This is a genomic window from Microcystis aeruginosa NIES-843, assembly GCF_000010625.1.
GTDB lineage: Bacteria > Cyanobacteriota > Cyanobacteriia > Cyanobacteriales > Microcystaceae > Microcystis > Microcystis aeruginosa.
On sequence record NC_010296.1, the window covers coordinates 1235416 to 1250482 of the forward strand.

Below are 15067 nucleotides of genomic sequence, written 5' to 3' on the forward strand. Positions count from 1 at the left end.
TCATCGGTTGATGACTGGGTTTTTTAAGCGGTTGCTTACCCTGCCCCCTATTCTTAATAGCATACTAGAGCATCAATTTTGTTTTGAGGGATAAAAAAAGAGCTAATCTGGAAGAAGTTATCCAACTTCAGACAAAAAAATGCCGAAGAAAAAATATATTGTAGAGCTAACAGACTCCGAAAGAACTGAACTCGAGCAGCTAACCAAGAAAGGAAAAATAGCAGCTTACAAAATGAACCATGCCAGAATACTACTTTTAGCAGACGTCAATCAACAGGAAGGTGGTTGGGAGCATCTCACTTACGCGATAAGTAATTATACTTAGCCTAAAAGCCACTCTTAATCGTGTCTTGGAACGAAATAGAGGCTTTTAAAGACTGCGTACATGGAGAATTAAAACAAGAATTACCCTCGAAAAGCCTATTTTTCCACTAAGTATTTATGCTCATTGCAAAGGTGAGATGCTCCCAGGTGGTTGGACTGACTCGAAAATTAGTGAAGCCTTAAATGTTGCTCAAGCCACCATTGAGAGAGTACGACAAAGATTTGTCGAGTCAGGAATTGAATCATCATTAACTCGAAAAAAGCAAGAACATCGCCGTGCCAAAATTATCGATGGGGAAAAGGAAGCAGATCTGATTGCCATCGCTTGTAGTGAAACACCAACGGGACGAGCAAAATGGACACTTCAAATGCTGGCAGATAAAATGGTCGAACTTGAATATGTGGAAAAAATATCACGAGAAACCATCAGAAAAACCTTAAAAAAAATGAATTGAAACCATGGCTGAATCAATCATGGGTCATTCCCCCAAAAGAATCAGCGGAGTTTGTCTGTGCCATGGAAGATGTCTTGGATATTTATCATAGTGAGTATGACCAGCAAAATCCCTGGCTGTGTTTTGATGAGAGTTGTCAACAATTAGTCAAAGAAACAAAAGAGAAAATACCAGCCGAACCGAGAGAACCAGAAAGGTATGACTATCAATATGAGCGTAATGGTGTAGCCAATATGTTTATGTTTTTTGAACCATTACAAGGTTGGCGACATGTAGAAGTTACACAACAAAGGACGGCGAGCGATTATGCACACCAAATGAAATATTTGGTTGATGAGCGTTATCCGGATGCCCAGAAAATTAGAGTAATTCAAGACAACTTAAATACTCATGTAAAAGCCTCATTATATAAAGCCTTTGAACCGGAAGAGGCCAAGAGAATTTTAGATAAACTCGAATTTCATTACACTCCCAAACATGGCAGCTGGTTAAATATGGCAGAAATTGAGTTGAGCGTTTTGAATCGTCAATGTCTCGAGCGTCGTATCCCAGACATGGATAGTTTAAAACAAGAAATTAAGGCATGGGAAGAAAATCGAAATGAAAAGTCAAATTCAGTTGACTGGAGATTTACTACTGCTGATGCTCGTATTAAATTAAAAAAACTCTATCCCTCAATTCAAACTTGACAGACTAATACATCAGATCAAGTCGCCCTTTTAGGGCGAGGCTTTAAACCCAATTTTTCGGTAAAGTTTTGCCAAGGCAAAGATGAAGTCAAGTGTCACCAACTAGCCGAAGCTAAAATATAGGGGCAATCTTGAAATCAGGGCAAGCTAATGACAGTACGACAACGACGTTATCCCAAAGAAGAACTAGCCCGGCGCGGGCAGCAGCTTTATGAGTCTGGTATTCGCCAGCAAGTGGAAGCGGGCAACGAGGGCAAAATTGTGGCAATTGACATCGAAACCGGGGATTTTGAGGTTGATGAAACCGTTATGGGTGCAACCGAGCGCCTATTTGAGCGCCGGCCGGATGCCCAGCCTTGGGGAATTCGGATTGGGTATCCCGCCGTTTATCATTTTGGTTCGAGAAGCCTGAAAAAGAACTAATGATATACGGAGTCGTAAATTGGCGGCGTGAAGCCACACTCCCTTTGGTAGTTGCTAACTCAATCGGGCAAAGAGAAGTCATAAAAACCGTTATTGATACGGGATTCGATGGGTTTTTATCTTTACCATCAGAAATCATTGCTCGTCTTGAACTACCCTGGACTATCTCGAATCTAGCAACCCTGGGGGATGGTAGTCAAGTATTATTTGACTTTTATGCTGGCACTGTTATTTGGGATGGGCAGTACCGCACGATTGATATTGCAGAATCGGAGACAGAACCACTGCTAGGATTGGCTATGCTCTATGGCTATCGCTTACAAGTCGATAATATTGAGGGCGGTATTGTTAAAATTGAAGAGCTATGATTCGTGGTGAGGCTTTGTCTAACTATTCGCTGTACTTGGACGGACGAATGATCGCTGCCGGTGTTGAACGAGAGGGATCGCGTCCGCCCGTAAGCTCATGGCCGTTGATGACTTCTCTTGGGGTGAAGGGGATTCATCCATACCCAAACTAAACTGCGGCCAGTAAATTAGTAAATAAAATGTCAAAAATGGTTCTTCGGTTGGTGCTATGCGATGGACGGAGTTATAAGGGATGAAACCTTTATAGAGAAGGACATTGATGCGATTTTTGTCAATTGTTTTCGATCTAGAACGAACTAATCAATAGAACTCTTGCCAGATAAGGATTTAGTCGATTTATGCCACCCTATTGAACCATACCAAGTAACGAAGAACCTCAAAAATTAAAAGTCCTCTGCGCTATCCAGGGGGGAAATCCCGGGCAATTAAGCAAATTCTGCCGCAAATTCCTGTGAATATTAGGGAATATCGAGGGCTCTTCGGTTTGTGTTATGCAATGGACGGGGGTTATAAGGGATGAAACCCTTATATAGAAAGACATTGCTGCGATTTTTGCCAATTGTTTTCGATCTAGAGCGAACTAATCAATTAAGTCTCTTGCCAGATAAGGATTCAGTCGATTTATGCCCCCATATCGAACCATACTAAGTAACGAAGAACCATATCGAGAACCTTTTTTTGGTGGGGGTTCTGTATTTTTTGCTGTTAAGCAACTCTTTGATCAACAAATAAAAACCTATTGGATTAATGACTTAAATTATGATTTATATTGTTTCTGGCAATGCGCTCAAGAAAATATTGAGTTATTGGTAGCAAAAATAACAGAAATTAAACAGGAATATGATAATGGACGAGAATTATTTCAAGATTTGACAAGGGAAGATTTAAAGTTAACCGACTTTGAGAAAGCGGTGCGTTTTTTTATTTTAAATCGGATTACTTTTTCGGGAACAGTGGATTCTGGTGGCTATTCCCAAGCGGCTTTTACCAGTAGATTTACTGATTCATCAATTGCCAGATTAACTCAAATTGCGCCGTTATTAGCATCGGTCAAAATTACTAACCAAGACTACGAAGAATTATTATTTGCTGAGGGAAAAGAAGTTTTTATCTTCCTCGATCCCCCCTACTATAGTGCCACAAAATCCCGTTTATACGGCGTAAGAGGGAATTTACATACCAGCTTCGATCATCAACGTTTTGCCGATAATATGCGTCAATGTCAGGCTAAATGGTTAATTACCTACGATGATTGTCCAGAGATACGAAAACTCTTTGATTTTGCCCATATTATCGAGTGGAATCTTCAGTATGGCATGAATAATTATAAACAAGGAGCGGCGGCATCCGGCAGAGAATTAATGATCAAAAATTATTAGTGCCAGATTGTAGTGGAGTATTTATCTACCATAATTTAGCCGGCATTATTGATGAAGATTTGGAAAAATCCTCAGCAGCCTTGCTAAGTAGTCATGCAAAATTAATTACCCAAATAAAAAATTAAGAAGTATAATACATAAAAAAACGAAGCAGCAGGAAAATACAATGAGATTGATTAGAGACCTAAACCCCGAGAGCCAGAAAATGCTAGAGAGAATTTATCGAGCTAGTAAACATCATCAAGTAAGAGAGCGAGCGAAATGTATACTCTTAAGTTTTCAGGGAACCACGATAGAAGAATTGAGCGGAATATTTGGAGTTACGAGAAAGACCATCTATAATGGGAGCATCTCACTTACGCGATAAGTAATTATACTTAGCCTAAAAGCCACTCTTAATCGTGTCTTGGAACGAAATAGAGGCTTTTAAAGACTGCGTACATGGAGAATTAAAACAAGAATTACCCTCGAAAAGCCTATTTTTCCACTAAGTATTTATGCTCATTGCAAAGGTGAGATGCTCCCTCTATAATTGGTTGACGGCCTGGGAAGATAGAAAACTAATTGGTTTTTATAATCGTCGAGGAAGAGGGAGAAAACCTAAATTGACAGAAGCACAAGGTCAACAAGTTATTGACTGGGTAAAAGAAGAACCGAAAAGCTTAAAAAAAATCCAGATAAAAATTGTAGAAGAAGGGAAATTAACCGTAAGCAAAGACAAGATAAAAAGACTCATAAAAAAAATCAACATGAGGTGGAAAAGGGTGAGAAGAGGGGTCGCCAAAACCCCTGATGAGTGGGAGCTTGAGGTCAAACTACCTATTTTAGAAGAACTAAAAAAACAGGAAAAAAGAGGAGAGATTGAGATAGGATATTTGGATGAAATGGGAGGGGATTCAAAGCCTTGTATTCCTGACGCTTGGCAAGAAGAAAAAACCACGATAAAGTTACCACCAATTGAAGGTAAAAGACTAAATATTTTAGGAATAATGAAACGAGATAATCAATTATTTTATGAGACACAGGTCGGAACGGTTACTAGCGAGATAGTTATTAATTTTCTGGATAAATATTGCCAAAATATACAGAAAAAAACTGTCATAATAATTGACCAAGCTTCCATTCATACCAGCGAGGCATTTATGGAGAAACTTGAGGAATGGGAAAAGAAAAACTTGAAAATATTTTGGTTGCCCACTTATTCACCTCATTTAAATTTAATTGAAATATTATGGAGATTTTTAAAATATGAATGGATTGAATTTAGCGCCTATAAAGACCGAAAGAGCCTCCTCGCTTACGTTAAAAAAGTGCTGGACAATTTTGGAGGCGAGTATGTAATTAATTTTGCCTAGGTACTTAGGAAAGTCATACCAAATCCGTTTTTAATAGGATGATTAACTCCCAATCCAACTTTAAAAACCCGCTCCCCACTCTCCTATACTTTTTAACCCACTTTCCGCACTTCTTAACATTCAATTGATAATTTTTACTAATACATTGCTTACAACCCTTTGCCAGTAAAGATTGTAGCTACAAGGATCGATTTTCATCAAGGTGAAGAATTGTAATTTGTTTTCTCAGAAAAAATCAATTATTGAAAATGTTCTCAATAGTAGTTTCTACAATGAAGCTTTTTCGTCAAAACATCTTGGGGAATGTAAAAATATATAAAGGTATATGAAGATGTGCGGAATGTCGGTTTTAAATATGTGGCAGTTCAGGGGGAACTGGAATAGGTGTACAAGCTGCCGCACCTATTCCAGTCAGTTTATTCGTGTTGCAAACGTTCCAACGCGGCCACCAGCGCATCCACCTCGGCTTTAGTATTGTAGAAAGCCAAGGAAGGGCGCACCGTTGCCTCTAGACCAAAGCGTCGCAGAATGGGTTGAGCGCAGTGATGGCCTGCCCGCACGGCAATCCCTTCCCGGTTCAGGGCCTGTCCAATGACTTCCACATCAAATCCCTCCAGCACAAAGGAAAGCACGGCAGCCTTATCGGCTGCCGTCCCAATCAAACGCAGGCCCGGAATGGTTGTCAGTCCCGCAGTGGCGTACTCCAGAAGTTCATGCTCGTAATTGGCAATGGTGGTCAAACCAATCTGCTGAACATAATCCAAGGCCGTCCCTAAGCCAACGGCATCGGCAATATTGCCCGTTCCGGCCTCGAAGCGAGTGGGAGCCGCCTGATACACGGTACGCTCAAACGTCACATCCACGATCATGTTGCCGCCGCTTTGCCAGGGAACCGTGGCATTCAACAGGTCTTCTTGACCATAAAGTACCCCGATTCCTGTGGGACCAAAGACTTTATGTCCGGAAAAGACGAACCAATCACACCCTAATTGTTGAACATCGATCGGAATGTGGGAAACCGATTGAGCGCCATCTAACAAGACTTTGGCCCCGACCCGATGGGCTAAGTCAATGATTTGTTTGGCGGGAGTAATGGTTCCCAAGGCATTGGAAACATGGGAAAAGGCCACCAGTTTTGTGCGGGAGTTGAGTAATTGTTGGTACTCTGCCAGTAAAATCTGCCCGTGGTCATCCACGGGGACAACCCGCAACTTTGCTCCCGTTTGGGCGGCTAGTTGCTGCCAAGGCACAATATTGGCATGGTGTTCTAGATGGGTGAGGACAATCTCATCCCCCGCTTGTAGGGTTTGTTGTCCCCAGCTTTTTGCCACCAGATTAATGCCTTCCGTTGTTCCCCGCACGAAAATGATTTCGTTGGCAGATGAGGCATTGAGAAAACGGCGTACCGTTTCTCTGGCCGCTTCGTAAGCATCTGTGGAGCGAGCCGCTAATTCATGGGCGGCACGATGCACATTGGAATTTTCATGGCTGTAGAAATGAACGAGGCGATCGATGACTGCTTGGGGCTTTTGAGTTGTTGCGGCGTTGTCGAACCAGATCAGTGGTTTGCCATTCACCCGTTCTTGCAGGATGGGAAAATCCAGGCGGATGGTATGAACATCAAAGAAGCTAGGTCTTTGAACGCTTCGCCCGCTGGCATGGGGGACAAAAAGGGGATCGATACCCGGGACTTGAACAAGCTGGCCCGGTTTGGCCACTACCGCCGGAAGGTCGGGGATTTTTGTTTCTAACTCCTCAATGAAGTAGAAAGAGGGGGTTGCTAAGGGTACAGCCAAGGGAACTGTGGGCCGTTCGCCCACAGCAGCTGGGGAGGTTGCGGGGGTAGCCGGCAAGTCCAGGGTTGGGGGAATCGCCGCGGCGGATGGCACCAGATAATCCCGATCTGTACTCAACCCCTTCGCCACCTCGGCCTTAAGGTCGTGCCGTTGTAGTTCTTGAATTATCGTCTGGGCGAGATGCTCAAGAAGGTCAGGTTGAAATAAGGGGTTAAGAGAAATGTTCTCGACCTCAGTTGGGGCAGTGGTGGGCGGGGATAGAGCGGGTAGATTCCCCCCCGCCTTTTCAGGGATCAGTTCAGGGTTAGTCATAGTCGTAGATGTGGTATTGGTTGACATCAACGTTCTCCAGTACGGCCGCCGCGTCGTCGGTCAACACTGCCAACGAACAGTAGAGGGAGACCAGGTAAGAGGCGATCGCCTTGCGACTAATCCCCATAAATCGCACCGACAAGCCAACTCCCTGTTGACCGGGTAAATTGGGCTGATAGAGACCGACCACCCCTTGACGGCTTTCTCCTACCCGCAATAACAAAATATTGGTTTTGCCTTGTTCATTCACAGCCAACTTATCGGAAGGAATCAAAGGCACGCCCCGCCAGGTAATAAACTGAGACCCGAATAATGACACCGTGGCAGGGGGTACACCCCGTCGGGTTGCTTCTCGGCCAAAGGCCGCGATCGCTTTAGGATGGGCGAGGAAAAATGCCGGTTCTTTCCACACCTTCACCAGCAACTCATCCAAATCGTCCGGCGTGGGCGCACCATTGCGAGGTTGCACTTTCTGGGAATCAACAATATTGTTGAGCAATCCGTACTCATGGTTGTTGATCAACTCATTTTCTTGACGTTCCTTCAGGGTTTCGATCGTCAGGCGCAATTGTTCATGGATCTGATCGTGGGGACTGCTGTAGAGATCGGACACGCGAGTGTGAACATCCAGTACCGTATTCACCGCACTCAAGAAATACTCCCGGGGGGTCTCTTCGTAATCCACAAAGGTTTCGGGCAGCTCCCGCTCATCTCGTTCAGAGCAGGCCACCTCAACCCGGGAGGCATCCCTGACTTTATTGAGACGATAAATCCCCGCTTCAACGGGTAGCCAATGCAAGAGGCGAACGAACCACCGGGGTGAAATGGTCAATAACTGAGGAACGGTCTTTGTGGCATTGGCTAACTGCCGAGCGGCAGCATCTCCCAAAGCCAGTTGCAATTCATGATCTTGGGTATAGGTCATTGAGTTAAATCCTCCAATTCAAAAAAAAGTAACAAAGCGACTGTTATGGCCGAACATTCACAGTCAGGACAGCCCCTCAAATTCCAGAGCCGTCATCAAACATTTCCTGTCGTAGTTGCGCCTGGGAGACAAAACCCCCCGGCGGCACACTGCGGGTTAACCAAACATTTCCACCAATGGTTGCGCCCCGACCGATAGTTACCCGACCGAGAATCGTTGCACCTGAGTAAATCACCACATCATCTTCAATAATCGGATGACGGGCTTGACCTTTGATTAAACTGCCCGATTCGTCCCGGGGAAAACTTTTCGCCCCGAGCGTGACCGCTTGGTAAAGGCGCACGCGGTCGCCAATCACCGTGGTTGCCCCAATCACCACCCCCGTCCCATGATCGATAAAGAAGCTATTGCCGATCGAGGCGCCGGGGTGAATGTCAATCCCCGTTAAGGAATGGCCAATTTCACTGATAATCCGCGCCAACAGGGGCGAGTCCAAACGATACAGGGCATGGGCAATGCGGTGATAAGTGATTGCCGTTACCCCGGGGTAACAAAACAATACTTCATCTAAATTTCTGGCCGCCGGATCACCTCGATAGGCCGCGGTGATATCGGTTTCCAGTAGAGCTTTCAGATGGGGTAATTGGGTGGCAAAGGCTTGTACCGTCCCTTGGGCGTGTTTCTCAATCTGGTCTGACGACCAGTGCAACTGTGACCCCAGCAACCACTGTTCGCGACAAACCTGGTGATGCAGCAGTTGCAAGACTTCATTGAGGGTATGACCGATAAAATAGCGGCTGGATGTTTCGCCTAAATCGGGATTGCCAAAGTGATAGGGAAAAAGAACGGCACGCAGTCGATCAACAATCCGAAATAAGGCCTCACGGGAGGGCAAGGGGAAATGGCTTCGTGATTGAGACCAACTGTGGAACGACTCGCCACGAGGTTTAGACAATTGAGTGATAATCTCATCGAGATCCAAGGACAGGGTCGATTGGGAGAGAGCGCTGGAACTGCTCGGATGCTCGCTCGTCATGCCACTAACCCTTGCTCATTAAATACCCCCTGGAACAGGATGGAACTCAAATACCGTTCTCCGGAATCTGGCAAAATCACGACAATGGTTTTGCCTTGGTGTTCGGGTTGTTGTGCCAAGCGAGCGGCGACGGCGACGGCGGCACCGCAGGAAATGCCGGAGATAATCCCTTCTTCCTTGGCCAACCGTTGGGCATAAAGAATGGCCTCTTCGTTGGAAACGGTTTCAATCCCATCCACGAGGGATAAATCCAGAACTTCGGGAACAAACCCCGCCCCAATGCCCTGAATTTTGTGAGGGCCAGACTTTAAGGGCTGACCTGCCCGGGCTTGGGATAGTATGGGGCTGGCTTCTGGCTCCACTGCTACCGATAAAATCGGTTTTCCCCGGGTCTTTTTGACATAGCGCGAAACTCCCGTAATGGTTCCGCCCGTTCCCACACCCGACACGAGAATATCGATCGCCCCGTCTGTGTCCTGCCAAATTTCAGGGCCGGTGGTTTCCTCATGGATGCGGGGATTGGCAGCATTGCGGAACTGTTGCAACAACACATAGCGATCGGGATTAGACGCGGCAATTTCTTCTGCCTTTGCCACTGCTCCGGTCATTCCCTTAGTCCCTTCTGTTAACACCAGATTGGCTCCATAGGCGAGCAACAGTTTGCGCCGCTCCAAGCTCATGGTTTCAGGCATGGTCAGGGTGAGGGGAATCCCCTTAGCGGCGGCTACAAAGGCTAGGGCAATGCCTGTATTGCCACTGGTGGGTTCCACCAGTTCTTTGCCCGGCCCCAATAGTCCCCGTTGTTCCGCATCCCAGATCATGGCCGCACCAATACGACATTTGACCGAATAGGCCGGATTGCGACCTTCAATCTTGGCCAGAACCGTGGCGTGAGTGTTGCCAACGACTCGATTAAGGCGCACTAGAGGAGTCCGCCCGATCGACAAACTGTTATCTGCGAACCATTTCTTACTCACAAAATGGCAACTCCATGATTAAAATACGACAGTTCACCAGATTGGCTCATCTTGAATTCATTTTAAATTCATTTTGAATCCATTTAAAATTCATCCTAGCCTATGCACTATCAACCTCTGGTCAAGCTAAACAAATCTTTACAATCAAGGGGGGTGGGCGATCGCTGAGGTTGAAGAATCAAGGTATAGGAGGGCGGGAAGTGGAGATAAGGGAGCGGGTTTTTCAAGTTGGATTGGGAGTTATACTTGAGACTAAATCCGTTGAGCATAGGCTAGTTATGAGGAGAGGCACTCATGCAAGAGGCACTCATGCAAAGGGGAGAATAAATAATCAGTTTTTAATAACCGGATTTAGTATGATATACGGAGTCGTAAATTGGCGGCGCGAAGCCACACTCCCTCTGGTAGTTGCTAACTCAATCGGGCAAAGAGAAGTCATCAAAACCGTTATTGATACCGGAGAGGCCTGGGTGCTAATATCGAGGCATTGATCATCGAAAATTTGGGTCTGAAACCCCGTCGTTCTACGACGGCTTTACTGTTAAATATTAGAACATTTACGAAATATATGCTAGAATGTGAGACATGGAAAAAGCCTACTCGTTCCGATTTTACCCCACACCCGAACAAGAGTCGCTATTGCGGCGCACGTTGGGCTGTGTAAGATTAGTTTACAACAAAGCTCTCCACGAACGAACACAAGCATGGTACGAAAGACAAGAAAGAGTAGGCTACGCTCAAACTTCTTCAATGCTAACCGATTGGAAAAAGCAAGAAGAATTAGACTTTCTCAATGAAGTAAGCTGTGTACCTTTACAACAAGGGTTAAGACATTTACAAACAGCTTTTACTAACTTCTTTGCTGGTCGTACTAAGTATCCTAACTTTAAGAAAAAACATCAGGGAGGAAGTGCCGAATTTACCAAATCTGCTTTTAAATTTAAAGACAGACAAATCTATTTAGCTAAATGCACAGAACCTTTACCTATTCGATGGTCAAGACAAATACCAGACGGATGTGAACCAAGCACAGTAACAGTCAGATTACATCCATCTGGACGTTGGCATATCTCAATAAGATTTGATGACCCAACGATTAAGCCATTACCAGTAACAGATAAAGCCATTGGAATTGACTTAGGAATTAGTAGCCTTGTCATTACCAGCGATGGTGACAAAGTATCTAATCCTGAGCATTTTAACAAGCATTATCGGAGACTGCGAAGAGCATCTAAAAGTCTTTCTCGAAAACAGAAAGGGTCAAAAAATCGGGAAAAAGCGAGAATCAAAGTAGCCAAGATTCACGCTCGAATCACCGATAACAGAAAAGACCATTTACACAAGCTAACCACTCAATTAGTTCGTGAAAACCAAACGATTGTTGTTGAGAATTTAGCCGTCAAGAATATGGTCAAAAACCCGAAATTATCTCAGGCAATATCTGATGTAAGCTGGGGAGAAATTACCCGACAATTAGCCTATAAATGCCGTTGGTATGGGAGAAATTACATCGAAATAGATAGATGGTTTCCTAGCTCTAAAAGGTGTAGTAATTGCGGGTATATTGCCCTTGAAAATGCCGTTAAATGTTCGAGAGTGGGACTGTCCAGACTGTGGGACTCACCATGACCGAGATATTAACGCCAGTAAAAATATTTTGGCCGCAGGGCTTGCGGTGTCAGTCCGGGTCGCGACTATAAGACCAGAACAGAGTAAATCTGTTAAGGCAGGTGCGAAAAATCCTTCGGGAAAGAAACAGAAACCTAAATCGTGAGGTTTGGGAATCACCGTCCGTTCACGGCGGTGAGGATGTCAATCAATCGCCTCTACCTGAATCCTAAAGATATGGGGCTCTTCGGGAATTGTTATGCAAATAATTAACTTAAAATAAAATTCGATGAGAGCACCTACGCTCAAAAGTAGCTGAAATTCATACAGGGAAAGACTTAAGGCACAAACAGGTTAATACCAAAAGATAGACAATTGAGTTAAGATTTGATATAATAGCCAAAAACGAGATTATTTTACTTATGATACTTGACAAATTTTTGAACCTAAAAGGAACCTGTATTCAAGGCTATCTACACCTAGAAAATATCGGTATAGTTTGCCGAATCGAATCGAAAAATCAAAAAGCAACCTGTCCTCGTTGTGGGTTAGAGAGCGATAAACTCCACCAAAATCATCGACATTTAGTCAAAGATTTACCAATCTCAGGTCAACCAGTATACCTACAAATTAATCGTCGTCAATTTAAGTGCGATAATTGTCAGAGACCCTTTAGCGAAGAGTTAGATTTTGTCGCCAAGAAACGAACCTATACGAAAAGACTAGCCGCAAATATACTCGAACAATTAAAAGAAGGAGATATTTTAAATGTTAGTCGAATAAATGACGTAACGGAAGAAGAGATTCAAAGAATGATAGAGGACATCGCCGAAGAAATTACAGAGCCAGACCTATCGGAATTAAAAAGACTAGGAATTGATGAAATCGCTCTAGTCAAAGGACAAAAAAATTACTGTGCGGTTTTAGTAAATTTAGATACGGGAAAACTAATAGCTATTCTAGAGAAGCGAACACAAGAAGAGTTGAGGGAAACGCTTACTGGGTGGGGAAAAGAGGTGTTAGAGCAAATTGAAGAAGTGAGCATAGACCTTTGGTTGCCCTATAAAAATTTGGTGAAAGAATTGATGCCATCGGCCGAGGTAGTCGCCGATAGATTCCATGTCATGAAACAAATTAATCAAGAGTTAGACGAACAGAGAAGAGCAGAAAAAAGAGCCGTAGAAGCGCAGAAAAATAAAAAACAGAAAGCAGAAAAAGAAGCCAAGCTAGAAGTTTTAAAGCGAAGTAAATATAGCCTGTTAAAAAATGAAGAAGATTTAACGGAACCCCAAAAAATTAAACTAGAAGCTATCAAAGAAAATTTGACAAATTTGAAAAAGATGCAGGAATTAAAGGAAGAATTTAGAAAGATTTATGAAACCTCAGAGAATCCGACAGAGGGAATGCTATCCATCTCGGAATGGTTGGCAAAATCCTCCAGTGTTTTTACCAAGAGTTGTCAAACAATCCGAAACTGGTTTGGAGAAATAATTAGTTATTTCGAGCGAAGGACAACGAATGGGGTGGTCGAGGGAATCAACAATAAACTTAAACTAATAAAACGGAGAGGCTATGGCTTGAGAAACTTTCGGAATTTTTGGGTTAGAAGTATGTTATCTTGGCATCTTGTATGTTGATTTAGCATAAAGGGTAACGAAGAGCCAAATATTAGGAGGTTCTGAAATTGAAAGCAGAAAATTGATGTGTCTAGATAAAACTGCCGGGATCAGTTTCGTCGTAGGTATGGTGCTAATCGTTATAATTGGGATGGATTCGGCGGGGTTTTTCCAGTTTCTGTGTGGAAACGATGTCTATAGTGATAGTTTATTGTGCAAAATAGTCCTAAAAGTCTTGCCCAATAAGCATTTCACGATGCCATAATCAAAAATTATCACACACAGTCAAGAAGAGCCTCGCCGGTAGTTAACTTAACTAAAAAAGGAACAAGCTTGACATCCTCACCGCCGTAAACGGACGGTGATTCCAAAACCTCACGATTTAGGTTTCTGCTTCTTTCCCTTGCGGGGTTCCGCACCTGCCTTAACAGATTTACTCTGTTCTGGTCTTATGGTCGCTCTACAGACTGACACCGCAAGCCCTGCGGCCAAAATATTTTTACTAGCGTTAATATCTCGGTCATGGTGTGTTCCACAGATTGGACAGTCCCACTGTCGAACATTTAACGGCATTTTCAAGGGCAATATACCCGCAATTACTACACCTTTTAGAGCTAGGAAACCATCTATCTATTTCGATGTAATTTCTCCCATACCAACGGCATTTATAGGCTAATTGTCGGGTGATTTCTCCCCAGCTTACATCAGATATTGCCTGAGATAATTTCGGGTTTTTGACCATATTCTTGACGGCTAAATTCTCAACAACAATCGTTTGGTTTTCACGAACTAATTGAGTGGTTAGCTTGTGTAAATGGTCTTTTCTGTTATCGGTGATTCGAGCGTGAATCTTGGCTACTTTGATTCTCGCTTTTTCCCGATTTTTTGACCCTTTCTGTTTTCGAGAAAGACTTTTAGATGCTCTTCGCAGTCTCCGATAATGCTTGTTAAAATGCTCAGGATTAGATACTTTGTCACCATCGCTGGTAATGACAAGGCTACTAATTCCTAAGTCAATTCCAATGGCTTTATCTGTTACTGGTAATGGCTTAATCGTTGGGTCATCAAATCTTATTGAGATATGCCAACGTCCAGATGGATGTAATCTGACTGTTACTGTGCTTGGTTCACAGCTTTCTGGTATTTGTCTTGACCATCGAATAGGTAAAGGTTCTGTGCATTTGGCTAAATAGATTTGTTTGTCTTTGAACTTAAAAGCAGATTTAGTAAATTCAGCACTTCCTCCTTGATGTTTTTTCTTAAAGTTAGGATACTTAGTACGACCAGCAAAGAAGTTAGTAAAAGCTGTTTGTAAATGTCTTAACCCTTGTTGTAAAGGTACACAGCTTACTTCATTGAGAAAGTCTAATTCTTCTTGCTTTTTCCAATCGGTTAGCATTGAAGAAGTTTGAGCGTAGCCTACTCTTTCTTGTCTTTCGTACCATGCTTGTGTTCGTTCGTGGAGAGCTTTGTTGTAAACTAATCTTACACAGCCCAACGTGCGCCGCAATAGCGACTCTTGTTCGGGTGTGGGGTAAAATCGGAACGAGTAGGCTTTTTCCATGTCTCACATTCTAGCATATATTTCGTAAATGTTCTAATATTTAACGGTAAAGCCGTCGTAGAACGACGGGGTTTCAGACCCAAATTTTCGATGAGCCAAGAAAAATCCTCTGATACTCATCGTCAATCTGTAACTGTGAAGCATAGTTGGAATGGAGTGGTCAAGCTACGTCCCCAACCTCCAAAGGCTTCCCAGACAACCCCTAAACCTAGTCCTAATCTAACAAATCCCTCGGCAACT

Annotated in this window: 10 protein-coding genes and 4 pseudogenes; 9 read left to right on the forward strand and 5 right to left on the reverse strand. The window is 43.7% G+C overall.

What is annotated here, in order from left to right:
- The first annotated feature begins 139 nt into the window (after positions 1–139).
- From MAE_RS06085 to MAE_RS06115, 7 genes and pseudogenes are all read left to right on the forward strand, one after another.
- Positions 140–325 carry a hypothetical protein gene (locus tag MAE_RS06085; RefSeq protein ID WP_012264794.1) on the forward strand — a complete coding sequence of 62 codons (186 nt, stop codon included), beginning with the start codon at positions 140–142 and terminating at the stop codon, positions 323–325.
- A 145-nt stretch (positions 326–470) separates the two neighbouring features.
- Positions 471–1468, forward strand: a pseudogene (locus MAE_RS31715) (IS630-like element ISMae29 family transposase); the annotation flags it as partial.
- A 150-nt stretch (positions 1469–1618) separates the two neighbouring features.
- Entirely contained in the window at positions 1619–1891 is a 273-nt protein-coding gene (locus MAE_RS06100; RefSeq protein ID WP_041803869.1) for a hypothetical protein, read from the forward strand.
- Positions 1891–2259 (forward strand): hypothetical protein, encoded by a 369-nt coding sequence (locus tag MAE_RS06105; RefSeq protein ID WP_012264798.1) that lies wholly within the window; start codon positions 1891–1893, stop codon positions 2257–2259. Before MAE_RS06100 ends, MAE_RS06105 begins: the two co-directional genes overlap by 1 nt.
- Before the next feature lie 623 nt (positions 2260–2882).
- Entirely contained in the window at positions 2883–3638 is a 756-nt protein-coding gene (locus MAE_RS06110; RefSeq protein ID WP_012264801.1) for a DNA adenine methylase, read from the forward strand.
- Between the two features lie 205 nt (positions 3639–3843).
- Complete coding sequence (locus tag MAE_RS31725) at positions 3844–4005, forward strand: hypothetical protein (protein ID WP_422730592.1); 162 nt, start codon at positions 3844–3846, stop codon at positions 4003–4005.
- Positions 4006–4153: 148 nt separating this feature from the next.
- A pseudogene (locus MAE_RS06115) lies at positions 4154–4993 on the forward strand (IS630-like element ISMae24 family transposase); the annotation flags it as partial.
- Between the two features lie 416 nt (positions 4994–5409).
- Here the strand turns inward: MAE_RS06115 and MAE_RS06120 are convergent.
- The 4 genes from MAE_RS06120 to cysK form a co-directional block, all read right to left on the reverse strand.
- Positions 5410–7128 carry a family 2A encapsulin nanocompartment cargo protein cysteine desulfurase gene (locus tag MAE_RS06120; protein ID WP_197533164.1) on the reverse strand — a complete coding sequence of 573 codons (1719 nt, stop codon included), beginning with the start codon at positions 7126–7128 and terminating at the stop codon, positions 5410–5412.
- On the reverse strand, positions 7094–8026 hold the full coding sequence (locus MAE_RS06125; protein ID WP_002750434.1) for a family 2A encapsulin nanocompartment shell protein: 933 nt from the start codon (positions 8024–8026) through the stop codon (positions 7094–7096). Before MAE_RS06125 ends, MAE_RS06120 begins: the two co-directional genes overlap by 35 nt.
- Before the next feature lie 76 nt (positions 8027–8102).
- Positions 8103–9062, reverse strand: coding sequence for a serine O-acetyltransferase EpsC (gene epsC / locus MAE_RS06130; RefSeq protein WP_002795853.1), 960 nt, complete (start codon positions 9060–9062; stop codon positions 8103–8105).
- On the reverse strand, positions 9059–10039 hold the full coding sequence (gene cysK, locus MAE_RS06135; protein WP_012264805.1) for a cysteine synthase A: 981 nt from the start codon (positions 10037–10039) through the stop codon (positions 9059–9061). The genes epsC and cysK overlap by 4 nt, the downstream gene beginning before the upstream one ends.
- 585 nt (positions 10040–10624) lie before the next feature.
- Here cysK and MAE_RS06145 point away from each other — a divergent pair.
- Together MAE_RS06145 and MAE_RS06150 are read left to right on the forward strand one after the other, a co-directional pair.
- Positions 10625–11813, forward strand: a pseudogene (locus MAE_RS06145) (RNA-guided endonuclease InsQ/TnpB family protein).
- A 256-nt stretch (positions 11814–12069) separates the two neighbouring features.
- On the forward strand, positions 12070–13284 hold the full coding sequence (locus tag MAE_RS06150) for an ISL3-like element ISMae36 family transposase (RefSeq protein WP_012264809.1): 1215 nt from the start codon (positions 12070–12072) through the stop codon (positions 13282–13284).
- A 354-nt stretch (positions 13285–13638) separates the two neighbouring features.
- On the opposite strand, the pseudogene MAE_RS06160 reads toward MAE_RS06150, so the two are convergent.
- Positions 13639–14827 (reverse strand): annotated as a pseudogene (locus tag MAE_RS06160) (RNA-guided endonuclease InsQ/TnpB family protein).
- Positions 14828–15067: the final 240 nt, after the last annotated feature.